12 protein-coding genes and 1 pseudogene are annotated in these 14541 nt (G+C 53.4%); 6 read left to right on the top strand and 7 right to left on the bottom strand.

What is annotated here, in order from left to right; translation table 11 throughout:
- Positions 1–46 precede the first annotated feature (46 nt).
- Positions 47–685 carry a LysE family translocator gene (locus tag ACFX4O_RS06410; RefSeq protein ID WP_380207792.1) on the bottom strand — a complete coding sequence of 213 codons (639 nt, stop codon included), beginning with the start codon at positions 683–685 and terminating at the stop codon, positions 47–49.
- A gap of 106 nt (positions 686–791) precedes the next feature.
- Here ACFX4O_RS06410 and ACFX4O_RS06405 point away from each other — a divergent pair, with 106 nt between their 5' ends.
- The 6 genes from ACFX4O_RS06405 to dmsD all read left to right on the top strand — a co-directional run bounded on the left by ACFX4O_RS06405 (position 792) and on the right by dmsD (position 6805).
- Positions 792–1703: a LysR substrate-binding domain-containing protein gene (locus tag ACFX4O_RS06405; RefSeq protein ID WP_131411254.1), complete on the top strand. Its 912-nt coding sequence runs from the start codon at positions 792–794 to the stop codon at positions 1701–1703.
- Between the two features lie 92 nt (positions 1704–1795).
- Positions 1796–2077, top strand: coding sequence for a DUF1161 domain-containing protein (locus ACFX4O_RS06400; protein ID WP_131411257.1), 282 nt, complete (start codon positions 1796–1798; stop codon positions 2075–2077).
- 151 nt (positions 2078–2228) lie between these two features.
- Positions 2229–4667: a selenate/tellurate reductase subunit YnfE gene (gene ynfE, locus ACFX4O_RS06395; RefSeq protein WP_131411259.1), complete on the top strand. Its 2439-nt coding sequence runs from the start codon at positions 2229–2231 to the stop codon at positions 4665–4667.
- Positions 4668–4677: 10 nt separating this feature from the next.
- Positions 4678–5295 carry a DMSO/selenate family reductase complex B subunit gene (locus ACFX4O_RS06390; protein WP_380207791.1) on the top strand — a complete coding sequence of 206 codons (618 nt, stop codon included), beginning with the start codon at positions 4678–4680 and terminating at the stop codon, positions 5293–5295.
- 1 nt (position 5296) lies between these two features.
- The gene (locus tag ACFX4O_RS06385; protein ID WP_380207790.1) at positions 5297–6154 is read left to right on the top strand and encodes a dimethyl sulfoxide reductase anchor subunit family protein; all 858 of its coding nucleotides are present in this window, start codon (positions 5297–5299) and stop codon (positions 6152–6154) included.
- A gap of 39 nt (positions 6155–6193) precedes the next feature.
- Positions 6194–6805 (top strand): Tat proofreading chaperone DmsD, encoded by a 612-nt coding sequence (gene dmsD, locus ACFX4O_RS06380; protein WP_380207789.1) that lies wholly within the window; start codon positions 6194–6196, stop codon positions 6803–6805.
- Between the two features lie 130 nt (positions 6806–6935).
- Here the strand turns inward: dmsD and ACFX4O_RS06375 are convergent, their stop codons facing one another.
- From ACFX4O_RS06375 to ACFX4O_RS06350, 6 genes and pseudogenes are all read right to left on the bottom strand, one after another.
- A complete protein-coding gene (locus tag ACFX4O_RS06375) occupies positions 6936–7349 on the bottom strand; it encodes a hypothetical protein (RefSeq protein WP_380207788.1) in 414 nt (137 codons plus the stop codon).
- 86 nt (positions 7350–7435) lie between these two features.
- Positions 7436–7670, bottom strand: a pseudogene (locus ACFX4O_RS06370) (RHS repeat protein); the annotation flags it as partial.
- A gap of 786 nt (positions 7671–8456) precedes the next feature.
- Complete coding sequence (locus ACFX4O_RS06365; protein ID WP_380207787.1) at positions 8457–11312, bottom strand: RHS repeat protein; 2856 nt, start codon at positions 11310–11312, stop codon at positions 8457–8459.
- Positions 11313–11408: 96 nt separating this feature from the next.
- A complete protein-coding gene (gene bioD / locus ACFX4O_RS06360) occupies positions 11409–12104 on the bottom strand; it encodes a dethiobiotin synthase (protein ID WP_045513380.1) in 696 nt (231 codons plus the stop codon).
- Between the two features lie 125 nt (positions 12105–12229).
- Positions 12230–13450, bottom strand: coding sequence for a sugar metabolism global transcriptional regulator Mlc (gene mlc, locus ACFX4O_RS06355; RefSeq protein WP_131412375.1), 1221 nt, complete (start codon positions 13448–13450; stop codon positions 12230–12232).
- Between the two features lie 129 nt (positions 13451–13579).
- Entirely contained in the window at positions 13580–14476 is an 897-nt protein-coding gene (locus ACFX4O_RS06350) for a LysR family transcriptional regulator (RefSeq protein ID WP_380207786.1), read from the bottom strand.
- Positions 14477–14541: the final 65 nt, after the last annotated feature.

Here is a 14541-nt window from a genome sequence, read left to right as displayed (position 1 = left end):
TATATTAGCAAAAGCTTTATAACTTAGGGCAATGACTTCTTTGTGGTTATGCCTGGCTATTGACGATTAACAGCAGCGAATAGCCAGTGCCACTCACGCCTATCAGCAATAAAATCAACGACGAGAAGGTAGCAAAACGCCCACTCTGTTTCGTCGGTAGCCAACGTTTTACAGCCAGGATATAAAGCGTTAAAACACTAAAATCCAGCACCACCCAGATAGCAGTAAGGAGCGTGATACTGGCGGAAAACTCGCCGGTAATGCCGGTAAACTGCGGGAAAAAAGCGATAAAAAACAGAATATCCTTCGGGTTAGCGATGGCTGTCATAAAGCCCACAACAAACCCGCCTTGCCCGCCATTTTGAGAAATTTTTTTGCCTTTTTCTCGCCGCAAAGCGTGCAATGCTTGCACCGCAGTAATCGCAATAAAGAGCGAACCGGCCAGTCCTACCAGATTTACTAGCCTGGACGAAAGCGTAACAACGCCTGCCAGCGTTAACCCCGCCAACGCAATAAGCGCCAACGAGGCCAGATTAGTGCCTGCCAGCGTTAAAAACGCACGCGCGTGGTTGCCCCGCGCCGCTGCCGCGCACACCAGCGCCACCACCGGCCCGGGCGTTACCAGCAAGGTTAGTACCACACCAATGTATGTTCCCAGCAGCACCACATTAATTGAACCCATCATCTCCCTCCTTTTATTTATTGACGGAGTATCGCCAGAAAGCGCTGGGCTGAAAAACGAGTTAAACTGCCGTTCGCTATGCAAAAAACTCACAATGGATAACGAACAAATGAATCAAAACCTGCCACCACTTTACGCATTACGGGCATTTACCGTTGCCGCGCAAATGGCATCATTTAGCCAGGCGGCCCTTTTTCTCAATGTCACGCCCGGGGCAGTCAGCCGCCATATCCGTACGCTTGAGGAGTGGTTTGGATGTCGTTTGTTTCAACGCCATGGCCCAAAAATTTGGCTTACCGAAGCAGGAAGCCAGCTGGCTGTTCGTTTACAGGACGGTTTTTTGCAACTGGAAAATGCCTGCCAGACACTGCGCAGCCATCAGCATCAACTGCGGCTCAAAGCCCCGTCGACGCTGACAATGCGCTGGTTATTAAACGTGTTGAGCGCCTTTCGCCAGCAACACAGTACGCCACAGGTGGAGATCAGCAGCGTATGGATGGATATCGACACCGTCGATTTCCGCACAGAGCCTTTCGATTGCGCCATCCTGCTGGGCAACGGCCATTTTGGTGAGTACACGCAAAGCCTGCGTTTATTTGATGAGTGGTTGATCCCGCTCTGTGCCCCGGCGCTTAAAGCGTTGGCGCAGCGCGAACTGGCCAGTTGCGCCTTGATTCACCCTTCACGCGATCGCCGCGACTGGCGGCGCTGGCAGGCAGGAAGCGGTTTATTTCCCACACTCGCTCTTGGCGGCGGCGCGGTTTTTGACACGCTGGAACAAGCCTACCAGGCGGCAATCGGTGGTCATGGCGTGGCGGTCGGCGATCTGCTGCTCAGCCTGCCCGCGCTGGCGCAAAATCTGCTCACGCTCCCCTTCCCAAAAGCAATTAACACTGGCGACAGTTACTGGCTGGTATGGCCAAAAGATTCGCCGCGCAAAAAGAATATCGATCATCTCGGCGAATTTCTGTGCGCCGCCGTACCGGTCTATTTCCCGCCAGAGGTGGAGTTATTAAAATAACGATAACGGCTTATTCAGATGATTCAGATATTTACCTTTTGTGGGCATCTCAGATGCTAAGCTTAGAGCAGACAAAACAGAAGGAGACGAGGATGCACTATTCACGTTGGCTTTGCGCATTACTGCTGGTGAGTTCTCTACCGGCGTTCGCCGCGCCGGATTCATGTGAACGGGTTAAAACCGATATTCAGCAACGTATTATTAATAATGGCGTCCCGGAAACGGGATTTACGCTGACCATCGTGCCTAATGATCAGGCTGACCAGGCAGGTTCGCAGGTCGTCGGTCATTGCGCCAATGACACCTACAAAATTCTCTACACCCGCAACAGCGGCGCTGCTTCCCAGAGCGAAGAAGGCGCTGGCACGCAGTAAATCAAATCCCCCTTAATTTCAGGGGGATTCCCTTCCCTTTGATCACGCTTAAGATTCTTCTACTTCCTAATGATTAACATGTTCACTTCATTAGCCTGCTTTTAATACGCCAGGTAATTTCTTTTTATTATAAATAATAATGGAGTGAGCTATGTCCGATACTGAACACCAGGGAGGGATCAGCCGACGAACGTTGGTGAAATCCACTGCTTTAGGGTCGCTTGCGCTGGCCGCCGGGAGTTTTTCTCTGCCCTTTGGCATGCGATCTGCCGCCGCCGCCGTGCAACAAGCAATGCAACCCGCGCCAGACAAAGTGGTGTGGGGAGCCTGCTCGGTCAACTGCGGTAGCCGCTGCGCGCTGCGTTTGCATGTCCGTGACGATGAAGTCTACTGGGTCGAAACCGATAATACCGGTGACGATATCTACGGCAATCACCAGGTTCGCGCCTGCCTGCGCGGGCGTTCTATTCGCCGCCGTATTAATCACCCGGATCGCCTGAACTACCCGATGAAACGCGTCGGTAAACGCGGCGAAGGTAAGTTTGAACGTATAAGCTGGGATGAAGCGCTGGATACCATCGCCAACAGTTTGAAAGGCGTGGTGCAAAAATATGGCAACGAAGCGGTATACATTAATTACTCCTCCGGTATTGTCGGCGGCAACATTACCCGTTCTTCCCCTTCCGCTTCGATTATTGCCCGTTTGATGGCGATGTACGGCGGTTTTCTCAACCAATACGGCACCTATAGCACCGCGCAAATCTCCTGTGCGATGCCTTACACCTACGGCGCTAACGACGGCAACAGCACCTCGGATATCGAAAACACCAAACTGGTGGTGATGTTCGGTAACAACCCGGCGGAAACCCGCATGAGCGGTGGCGGCATTACCTATTTCCTTGAGCAGGCACGTGAACGCTCTAATGCGCGGATGATCGTTATCGATCCGCGTTATACCGATACCGCAGCCGGGCGCGAAGATGAGTGGGTGCCCATTCGTCCTGGCACCGACGCTGCGCTGGTTGCCGGTATGGCGTGGGTGCTGATTAGCGAAAATCTCGTTGATCAACCGTTCCTGGATAAATATTGCGTCGGCTACGACGAAAAAACGTTGCCTGCGGATGCCCCTGCTAATAGCCATTACAAAGCCTATATTCTCGGCCAGGGCGAAGACGGTATCGCCAAAACCCCGCAGTGGGCATCGCGTATCACTGGTATTCCGGCCGATAAAATCATCAAACTGGCGCGGGAAATTGGCAGCGCCAAACCGGCTTATATCTGCCAGGGCTGGGGGCCGCAGCGCCAGGCAAACGGCGAGCTGACTTCACGCGCCATTGCCATGTTGCCGATCCTCACCGGCAATGTCGGCATCAACGGCGGTAACAGCGGCGCGCGCGAATCCACCTACACCATCACCATTGAACGGATGCCGATGCCGGAAAATCCGGTGAAAACCTCGATTTCCTGCTTTACCTGGACCGATGCCATCGCGCGTGGCCCGGAGATGACCGCCAAACGCGACGGCGTGCGCGGCAAAGATAAGCTTGATGTGCCGATTAAATTCATCTGGAACTATGCCGGTAACACCATTACCAACCAGCATGGTGACATCAACCGCACTCACGACATTCTGCAGGACGACAGCAAGTGCGAAATGATTGTGGTCATTGAGAACTTTATGACCTCATCCGCCATGTATGCCGACATTCTGCTGCCGGATTTGATGACCGTTGAACAGGAAGACATCATCCCCAATGATTATGCCGGGAACATGGGCTACCTGATTTTCCTCCAGCCCGTCACCGCGCCGAAGTTCGAACGTAAACCGATTTACTGGATAACCAGCGAAATCGCTCGTCGCCTGGGGCCGGATATCTACCAGAAATTTACCGAAGGGCGCACGCAGGAAGAGTGGCTGAAATACCTGTACGCCAAAATGGTCGCCAAAGATCCGCAACTGCCCTCTTATGAAGCCCTGAAAGCAATGGGCATTTATAAGCGCAAAGATCCGAACGGCCATTTTGTCGCCTATAAAAAATTTCGCGACGACCCGATCGCCAACCCGCTGAAAACCCCCTCCGGCAAAATTGAAATTTACTCCAGCAAGCTGGCGGAAATTGCCAAAAGTTGGGAGCTGGATAAAGACGAAGTGATTAGCCCGCTGCCGATTTACGCCTCAACGTTTGAAGGCTGGGACGATCCTGTGCGTGAGAAATTCCCGCTGCAATTATTCGGTTTTCACTATAAAGCGCGCACCCACTCCAGCTACGGCAACATTGATGTGCTGCAGGAAGCGTGTCGCCAGGAGGTGTGGATCAACCCGATCGACGCTGAACGACGTGGGATCAAACAGGGCGATATGGTGCGCGTCTTTAACGAACGCGGAGAAGTCCGTATCGCCGCGAAAGTGACGCCGCGCATCATGCCGGGCGTCAGCGCGATGGGCCAGGGGGCCTGGCATCAGGCCAATATGGACGGCGATCGCGTCGATCACGGTGGCTGTATGAACACGCTGACCACGCACCGCCCTTCGCCACTGGCGAAAGGCAACCCGCAGCACACCAATCTGGTCGACATTCAAAAGGTTTAAGGAGTAGCCGATGACAACCCAGTATGGATTTTTTATCGATTCTGCCCGGTGCACCGGTTGCAAAACCTGCGAACTGGCTTGTAAAGATTATAAAAACTTAACCCCGGACGTCAGCTTCCGCCGCGTGTATGAGTACGCCGGCGGGAACTGGCAAGAAGATAACGGTGTCTGGCAGCAAAACGTGTTTGCCTACTACCTGTCGATTTCCTGCAACCACTGCGAAGATCCGGCGTGCACCAAAGTCTGTCCGAGCGGTGCGATGCATAAACGGGAAGACGGTTTTGTGGTGGTGGACGAAGATGTTTGCATCGGCTGCCGCTACTGCCATATGGCCTGCCCATACGGCGCGCCGCAATACAACGCGGCAAAAGGACATATGACGAAATGCGACGGCTGTTATGAGCGTGTCGCCGCGGGTAAAAAGCCAATCTGCGTGGAATCCTGCCCGCTACGCGCGCTCGATTTCGGCCCGATTGACGAACTGCGTAAGCAGCATGGCGAACTCTCCGCTATCGCCCCGCTTCCGGCGTCGCACTTCACGAAGCCCAATATTGTCATCAAACCAAACGCCAACAGCCGCCCGACGGGTGATACCACCGGCTATCTGGCAAACCCGCAGGAGGTGTGAGATGGGAAACGGATGGCATGAATGGCCGCTGGTTCTGTTTACGGTGCTCGGCCAGTGCGTGGCGGGCGGGTTGATTGTGACGGGCTTCGTCTGGATGAACGCCAAAGATGACAATATCGGCCAGATACGGATTGTCCGCAGCCAGTTTTTGCTCTGGGTGTTGATGGGCATCGGTTTTATCGCCTCGATGATGCACCTCGGTTCACCGCTGCGTGCGTTTAACTCGCTGAACCGTATTGGCGCATCGTCACTGAGTAATGAAATTGCCGCTGGTTCGCTGTTTTTTGCCGTCGGCGGTTTCTGGTGGCTGCTGGCCTGGCTTGGCAAACTCCCCGCCGCGCTGGGACGCACTTGGCTGATTGTTAGCATGGTGCTGGGGGTGCTGTTTGTCTGGGCGATGACGCGGGTTTACCAGATTGATACCGTGCCGACCTGGCATAACGGCTACACCACCGCCGCCTTTTTCCTCACCATGTTGACGGGTGGGCCGCTGCTGGCGGCGTTGCTGCTGCGTCTGGCGGGCATGCGCTTTCCGGCTTCGCGTTTTGCCACCATCAGCGTTGCGGCACTTATCACAAGCGTTGCAGTGGTGATGTTGCAGAGCATGCAGCTTGGCGAAACCCACAGCTCAGTGCAGCAAGCGGTCGCGCTAGTACCGGATTATGGCCTGCTGCAGGTGGTGCGCTTATTGCTGGTCGTCCTTGGGCTCGGTCGCTGGATCTGCCCGCTGGTGATGCGCAGACAGCCGAAAGCCAGTAGCTTGCTGGCCGGAGTTGTGCTGGTAGTCGCCGGTGAAATCATTGGCCGTGGCCTGTTTTACGGCCTGCATATGACCGTTGGCGTTGCCGTCGCGGGTTAATCACAGTGCGCGGGGAGACCCGCGCTTTTTGGAGAAAGCATGACGGACGCAACCCGCGAGTCCTTTATTTTTACCGCCCGCGTGCTGGGCGCGCTGTTTTACTATCCGCCAGAGAGCGAACCCTCCGCGCCGCTCATCGCCGCACTACGCAGCCGCGAGTGGCTGGAACAATGGCCGTTACCGGAAGAGACACTGATTCCGCTGGCCGACGCGTTCGCGCTGCCTTGTGACGAGCCGCTAAATGAGGCATGGCAACGGTTGTTTATCGGCCCGTGGGCGCTGCCCGCACCGCCGTGGGGTTCGGTATGGCTGGATAAAGAGAGCGTACTGTTTGGCGACTCGATGCTGGCGCTACGTCAGTGGATGCGCGACAACAATATTGCGTTCGATACCGGGCAAAACGAGCCGGAAGATCACTTCGGTACCTTGCTGCTGATGGCGGCGTGGCTGGCGGAGCAAGGCAATCACACCGCCTGCGATCAATTACTGGCCTGGCATCTGCTGCCGTGGAGCGGGCAATTTCTTACCGAGTTCTGTAATAACGCACAGCACCCGTTTTTCAACGCGCTGGGGCAACTTGCGCGGCTTACGCTGGCTGAGTGGCAATCACAGTTGCTTATTCCGGTGGCGCAAAAACCGCTGTTTCGCTGAAAATGCCAAGCGGAACGTCTTTGGACGTTCCGCTTGGGGGAAAACAGTGTAAGTAATTAAAGATTATCCGCTGCACGCCATTTATCAGGTCAAATAAATCCATCTTGCATCGACGCTTATAAATTGCCCATCAGAGTTGCTGCATCTTATGAGAAATATAGGTCTTTATATTTGGCCAATTATGAAAATTAGTCCCTGAATAAAGATCGCTGAACCCTTCAGCAAAAACTTCTTCGGCACCAGCTTCACTGCCACCTTGCCAATAATAATTATCGTCAGATGTGGGATCGGTGTGTCCTAAATCCTGTTCCCAGACGGAAACAAAACTACGTCGTCTACTCAAAAAATCGCCAATATCACCCGCGCCTGTTTCGCCCATCTGAGCCTTTTCGCCAAAACTGCGATCCAGAGCATGCGCGTATTCATGCAAAACTAAATTTGTTGAGCTGTGCCCCTCCGCAAGTGACCACGCGCCTTGTTCATTCAGACTTACCGCAACAATCGTTTCATCAGGATGAATCGACGCATCAGCCCCTTGTCCCAACGCGCCAAGGCCTGGGACGGTATCCCATGTAACACCCTCAGGCCATCCCCCGGCGTTACACCTTTTAAATGTCGTCGGCTCGGATACGTGCGCAGCACCGTGCCATTAAGGTCGTGGAGATAATTGAAGTTCGCCAGCCCGGCGGCATACAGACGCGGGTCAGCGCTTTGTGACGGCAGGCCACGCACATCAAACTGATGGCGGGTGATGCGCTCGTCGGTGGTGTCCGGATGGCGGTGATACGCAATGTCGCGCACCATTAGGCTTCGGTTATCAAGCACCGCAACTGACGTTTTTTTTACTGTAAAGGGATGTGCTCATTAACATTTTCTCATAGACGTTTGTGCTTAATGCAACCCTCGGTTACACGAAAAGTATAGGTTGCAGGCGTTACTTTTATCCGGGATGTTTTTTAAAAACGCTATGAGAAATGAATAAATCCATAATGAGGAAAATAAAACAGAACCATGATATTTACATAAAAGTATAATAGCGACGCAGTCACTATAGAAATAAAATACATTAATAACAAAATAATATCCAAAGGCTGAAACGAGATGAAGCCTCCATCAACTTTGCCCGGCAACCAACACCCCAAAAGCTTTTAGAGCATATATAGAAAAAAACGCAAAATCAGCTCATTCCGATTATTTAATCCGATTGAAAAGCAGCTTGTTATTTTCCCTCCCATTATGTTTGTCTTTATTCTATTTTCAGCAAAACAGCGGTTCTGATGGCCATCATGACCACTAAGAGCAGAAGGCAAGCAAGGGAGTCGATAAACTAGCGCGGCTGAAATACTATGCGCCAGATCTGCGACGGCAATCTGGATGGGAAGTCCGGAACGTTTTGCAACCGACGATCGAGCTGTGACAACAGAGAGCCAGCCAGCGTGATGCCACGCCGTCTGTTCATTACTTCCCGCCAGACTTACACCCTCTAAACCCTGTACTGGCGGGAAATGTGCCGGGCGCCCTTTCCATGGGTGTACAAACGATATAGATCAGCAGAAGCTCATTACATAAAATCCAGGCGCACGCCCATAACGAGGATAAAATGTCGATTCATATCATTAAGATAGAAACAATGTTCGCGTATCTCACGAGATCAATGATGTATGATGTTGTAGTGGTGTTTTTGTATTTTTATCCCTCCGGGAACAAGTAGCTGAGGACGATAAAAAGTCTGCACCACGCTGTTTATATCACTGGCGACTTCACTTTGAAGTTTTTTCCTTGTCCCTTCTCCCAGTTTTTTAAAATCATTTACCACTGTTAACCTGAGCCCTTCACTCATGTCTTTACCGTAATAGATTGAACCAACAGTAGCTTCTCCTTCGTCATCATTAAAGTTCCATCCCAAACTGGAACTGAACTCCTCAAAATCTTCTTCGGTAGTAAAAAATGCTCTTTTCCTTTCGGAAAGCTCTTCTCGTTCAAGTGGATCAAGGATGTCGTGAGTTTGTAAAAGCGAAAATTCTTTATGTTCTTCCAGTGCTTCATAACTAATATGATACCCCACGTTGCCAAACCGGCTTTTCCCTTTTCCCATCTCACTCTTTAGACCTAAAGAAAAAAAAGCAAAATGCGTGGTTCCCAGCAAGCCTATATCTAAAGCATCAGTATTTTCTGCATTAAATTCTATTCCTTGTTGCTCAAGCTGATGGCGAGATAAAAAATGCACGCTTCCGTCAAAGCTTGAAAAATCTTTATCCGAATGATGTGTAACATTAAAAGGTGTGTAGTTAAATTTTTCCAAAAAATCCGACTCTAGTGAGCCTTCGGCAGGTTCATTGAAATGTGCTAGTACCCTGTCAAGATTACGTCCGGATTGAAGGGCTATAATATCAAGTGCATCGTCAATATCCTCCGGTTCTTCCTCAATATAGTCGCTGAACATTCTTCCTTTAGTAAGCATATTGTAATAAGCCTCTTTGACAACATCGTCCGCAACAAACCCGTTCTCATCATAAAATCTGACAGGGTTATTTCGCACCATTCTGAACAAGTTTATACCGTCTATGCTGCCTGACGGATCAGCGGAAAGCCACCTCCCCACCCACGGCTGGTAATAGCGATATCCATAATAATAAAGCCCCGTCGCGTCCTGCTCCTTGCCGGAGTAGCGAATCGTTTTGTAGTCCGCTTCCAGCTGGCTGCGGGCCGCAAACAGTGCTGTGCCACCATACGGGTAATACTCTTCCTGGCTGATAAGTTCGCCACTGCCGTCCACTTCCAGACTGCTGCTGCCGGTGAGGTTGTCGTAGCTGTAACGAATCGGGTCATTAGCAATTCCGGCAGGCTGACCGCTTTCCCAGTGCAGCACCCGTACCTGCGCGCGCCCGGCTTCTCCGACGGTTATCACCTGGAGGGTTTCCGTGTTGCTGCTGCGCAGTTCCAGACCCGGCAGGTAAATCACCTTTTTCGTCTGCGTACCGTTACCGGTCAACTGCGAGGTGATTTTCAGCACGCGCTGGCTGCTGGCGTCGTAACGGTAACTTTCATTGTCGTCCGCTGCGCCGTCGCGGGTGACGGGCGTGACTTTCTGCAGTTCCTGACGCGCCGTCCATACCAGCGACTGACCGGGCAGCATCTGTTTCTGCTGACCGCCGGCGGTGAACAGCGCGTCGACATCCGCCGGATTTTCGGTGAGCGTACTGAGCACCGCGCGGTTGCTGCGGTCGGACACCGTCATGCTGGTGGTGTAGTTATTGCCGGACGCGGGTGCGCTGTGCTGAATTTTTGTCAGATTACCGGCGTTGTCGTAGGTGTAAGTGCGGGAGTAGTTCGTGTAGGTGGCGTTATCGAAGGAGGTGAAATCAGGAAGGTTGCTGTTCTGCTGTGCCGCACTGGCCATTTCGCGCCCGGTGGCGCTGACCAGCTGGTACAGGCTGTCATAGGCGTAGGTGTTTTCGGGAACCACTTGCTGATTGCGCCAGAAACGCGTCTCCTCGGCATCGTTAGTAATCACCAGCACGTTGCCCACCGGGTCGTACTCGTAGCGCAAATCCTGCAGCACTTTTGTCGTTGTCGCGCGTTCGGTTTTAATACCCACCAGCCGCTGGGTTTCGGCTTCATATGAATACGTGGTCACCACGCCATTGCCGTGCTCCTCGCGCAGTTTCTGCCCGGCGGCGGAGTATGTCAGGGATTTGACTATGACCTGCTCTGAACCGCCGCTGACCGTCAGCCAGCTCCCTTTCAGCAGGCCCGCCACGTCATACGCCACGCGCTGGATATTGCCTTTTGCGTCGGTGGTGGTCAGTACATTTCCGGCGGCGTCCACCGTGCTGGTTGTGGTGTAGATTTCACCCGCCAGCAGGTCGTTCCACGCCGAGGCATCCGCGCCCTGCCAGTCCGCTTCTGCATCATCCGGCAGCAGCTGGCGGGTAACGGAAAGCGGTACGCCGCTCAGCGAAACGCTGCCCGTCGAAAGCAGTCCTGCCGGGTCGTAATGGCTGACCAGTTGACCGGCGAGGTTGTGGCTCTGTTCATCCGCCGACGCGCTGCCCCAGATAAACCGCTCAGTGACGTGCGCGCTGTCTCCGGCAATCTGTTCCGTCGTGCTCAGTGGTCGCCCCGGCAGGCTGGCCTCTTCATACTGAAAAGTTCGGGTGACGGCGGCGCTGCGCTCGTTGCCTGCACCGATATTGCTGATCTGCAAAAAAGCCCGCTCTGCTGCGTCGTTCAGGGCAACGGATGTACCGGCATCCGCACTTTGCGTGCGCAGCGCCGTACCGTTCAGATCATGGAGGTAACTGAAGTTCGCCAGCCCGGCGGCATCAAGACGCGGGTCGGCACTTTGTGACGGTAAACCGCGCACGTCGAACTGGTGATGGGTGATGCGCTCGTCAGTGGCGTCCGCCGTGTCGGGATGGCGGTGATATGCGATTTCACGCACCGCCAGGCCCCGGTTATCCAGTATCGAAACGGTCGGGGTCTTACTGTAAAAGGATGTGCTCATAAGATTCTCCGCTTAAATTGTCTACTTTTGCATCAAATGCAAGAAAAAGTATAAGCAGAGAAACAGGAACTGCAGGCTGTGGGCGAACGGCCCGCGTCAGGCCAGTATACGGTCGGCAACTAACATGCCGGTCGCCATTTGCAGGTTGATGTATTGCGCCAAATCGCGCTGTTCCGGGCGCGGCAGATACGGTAACTCCCCGACCAGCGGCGCGGGCAGTTTTTTGCTCAGCACGTTGATAATTTCGGCGTAGTGCGCAAGCCCTGGATTGATGCGGTTCGCCACCCAGCCAATCAGCGGCAAGCCGTCGCTGGCGATGGCCTGCGCGGTCAGCAAGGCGTGGTTGAGACACCCTTCCTGAATACCCACCACCATAACCACTGCCATCTGCTCCTGCACCACCCACTCCGAAAGCGGGCGTAAGTCGTTCATTAAGCTACGCCAGCCGCCAGTGCCTTCCACAACCACATGATCGACGCGATCGCAAAGATCAGCCAGACCATTTGACAACAGGGTGTAATTAATGGGGCAACTGTGCGCGACGCTGCTCTCTTCTTCGCTTAATGCGATGGGGTTGACCGCCTGGTAAGGTAGCTCCAGTGACGAAACGCTTTGCAGTACCAGCGCGTCTTTATTGCGCAGCCCTTCCGGCGTCTCTTTACTCCCTTTGGCAACAGGTTTGTAACCTGCCACCGTTTTACCACTGGCTGCCAGTGCCTGGAGTAGCGCGCGGGACGCTACTGTCTTTCCGACAGAAGTGTCTGTACCCGTTACAAAGAAACGCTTAAGCATCACTCAACCCACCGTTGTTCTACGAAAATATAAACCAGGAAAATAATTCAGTGGGGAAAGTCTAAGGTAACTGCCAGGGGGCAAGATTGAGGTAGCGCAATTTTTATGGCAACAGTGTAAAAATGTTACCCCTGCAACAAACGGATAAGTAAAGATCCGTTATACATCGCGTCTTTTACCAGCGCCGCACCGGCCATGGTGCCCTGGTTGGTAAATTGCGTGCTTTCCACGCTAATGTGCTGGCTGTACGCGGGCAACGCCTGCTGGCGAATGCACGCGGCAATGGCGGGGAAAAGAACGTCTGCCGCTTTGCTGAGCGGCGAGCCAATCAGTATTTTTTGCGGATTGAACAAATTCACCATGATGGCAAGAATGCGGCCAATGTTCGCACCCACGCCGCTAATGATATCTTTCGCCAATAAATCGCCCTGCTGCGCAGCCTGGCAGAGCCATTCCACGGTAAGCGGCTTTTGGTGCAGCATCGAACTCATTGACTGGCTCATGCGCAATTGCGCGAGTTCCAGCACACTCTCGACGCTGGCAATGGTTTCGAGGCAACCGTGGTTGCCGCAATAACAGCGTTTGCCATAGGGATCGACCTGCGTGTGACCAATTTCCACCAGACTGCTGCTTCCCGCATGCAATAAGCGCCCGTCGGTAATCACCCCTGCCCCAACGTTGTGATCGATAACCACCTGAATGACATCCCTTGCCCCGCGCGACGCGCCAAACAAGGCTTCAGCCATCGTCCATGCGCTGATGTCATGCTGGACATACACCGGCACGCCAGTGTGCTTTTCCAGCGCTTCACCCAGCGGCATATCTTTGACATCGTCATAAAAGGGCATGCGGTGAACAATACCGTTTTCGGTATCAATAATGCCGGGCATCGTAATCGCGATAGCGGTCAAACGTTCCAGTTTGTTCTGGTGGCGGGTAAAAAAGCGGTCAATATGCAGAATAATGCGATCCAGCAGCGGCAGTTCAGCCACCAGCGGTAACTCAAGGCGGTCTTCCACCACCAGCTTACTGCTAAGGTCACGCAAAGAAAGGAAGATCTCTTCGCGGCTAATGCGCAGAGAAAGGTAGTGCCAGGCTTCGGTCTCGACAACCAGCCCGACCGCCGGACGTCCGCGGCTGCCTGGCTCCTGAATTTCCGTCTCCTGCACGAGGTGGGCTTCAAGCATTTCGCGCACAATTTTCGTAATACTGGCCGGAGCAAGCTGCGCCAGGCGTGAGAGATCGATGCGCGACACCGGGCCAAGCTGATCAATCAGGCGGTACACCGCCCCCGCGTTGGTCTGCTTTATTTGATCAATATGCCCAGGCTGACTATCAGCAACCACCTCTGACTCCCTTATTTTCACGCTTCGAAATAAACGTTCGGCTATGGTGAAACACTTCACTGGTCGCCGTCAAATATTTACCCCGGCGTGTGATTTACAGCACATTTTGCAATGACTTATGCACAAAATTTATCCGTCAACCGCGGCGAACAACTGCTGCTTAAAGCGTGCGGCGGCACTGCCCTGCTCATGATGTTTTGACCAGACTAACCACATTTCCGATACCGCATCTGCTTCAATAATCGGCACCCAGCGCATTTCCGTTAGCTGCACACGCCGGAATGACGCCGGTAAAATCGACACCCCTAACCCGGCCGCCACCAGGCCGATAATGGTCATCGCTTCACCCACTTCCTGCGTAATGGTTGGCGTCAGCTGATAACGGCGCATCAGACCGAGGATCTCGTCATACAAACCTGTACCGACATGGGGATCAAAAAAGACAAACGGTTCCTGCGCCAGCTCGACCAGCGATACCGCCGAGCGCAGTGCTAAAGGATGATCTTTGTGGATCATCGCCAGCAACGGCTCACGCAGAATCACCTCCCAGGCCAGCGTCTCCGGTAACGGCGTGTTACGCATCAGCCCCAAATCCAGCAGGCCTTCATTTAGCGGTGATATCTGTTCGCGGGTGTTGATTTCGCGCGTCTGGATATGCACATCCGGGTAACGCTGACGGAACGACGAGAGCGTGTCGGAGACCGCTTTTATGAACGGTGCGGAGGAGGTAAAACCAATGCGCAGCTCCCCGGTCTCTCCCTGGTGCAAGCGCATGGCGCGGGCGGCAGCTTCATCAACCTGGCTTAAAATTTGTCGGCTATCCGCCAAAAACTGCCGCCCGGCGGGCGTGAGCGACACACTGCGGTTGGTGCGGGCAAGCAAGCGTGCACCGACTTGCTGTTCGAGGATCTGGATTTGCTGGCTTAACGGCGGCTGCGAGATATTCAGCCGCGCCGCCGCATGACCAAAATGCAGCTCCTCGGCGACAGCAATAAAGTAGCGCAAATGCCGCAGTTCGATATTCATATTTAAAACATCTTATTTGAGATTATTAATATATTAGACAGAATATTGTCACTTTCATACCCTTA

Origin of the sequence: Kosakonia sp. YIM B13571 (assembly GCF_042788095.1) — a bacterium.
In the GTDB taxonomy this organism is placed as follows: domain Bacteria; phylum Pseudomonadota; class Gammaproteobacteria; order Enterobacterales; family Enterobacteriaceae; genus Kosakonia; species Kosakonia quasisacchari.
The sequence above is the reverse complement of the archived record's forward strand: the minus strand, read 5'-3'. Positions and strand labels throughout refer to the sequence as shown.

Coding starts and splice junctions, on each gene's coding strand:
- ACFX4O_RS06400 (WP_131411257.1), top strand. CDS start 1,796: ATGCACTATTCACGTTGGCTTTGCGCATTACTGCTGGTGAGTTCTCTA.
- ACFX4O_RS06410 (WP_380207792.1), bottom strand. CDS start 685: ATGATGGGTTCAATTAATGTGGTGCTGCTGGGAACATACATTGGTGTG.
- ACFX4O_RS06365 (WP_380207787.1), bottom strand. CDS start 11,312: ATGAGCACATCCTTTTACAGTAAGACCCCGACCGTTTCGATACTGGAT.
- ynfE (WP_131411259.1), top strand. CDS start 2,229: ATGTCCGATACTGAACACCAGGGAGGGATCAGCCGACGAACGTTGGTG.
- ACFX4O_RS06385 (WP_380207790.1), top strand. CDS start 5,297: ATGGGAAACGGATGGCATGAATGGCCGCTGGTTCTGTTTACGGTGCTC.
- bioD (WP_045513380.1), bottom strand. CDS start 12,104: ATGCTTAAGCGTTTCTTTGTAACGGGTACAGACACTTCTGTCGGAAAG.
- dmsD (WP_380207789.1), top strand. CDS start 6,194: ATGACGGACGCAACCCGCGAGTCCTTTATTTTTACCGCCCGCGTGCTG.
- ACFX4O_RS06405 (WP_131411254.1), top strand. CDS start 792: ATGAATCAAAACCTGCCACCACTTTACGCATTACGGGCATTTACCGTT.
- ACFX4O_RS06390 (WP_380207791.1), top strand. CDS start 4,678: ATGACAACCCAGTATGGATTTTTTATCGATTCTGCCCGGTGCACCGGT.
- ACFX4O_RS06350 (WP_380207786.1), bottom strand. CDS start 14,476: ATGAATATCGAACTGCGGCATTTGCGCTACTTTATTGCTGTCGCCGAG.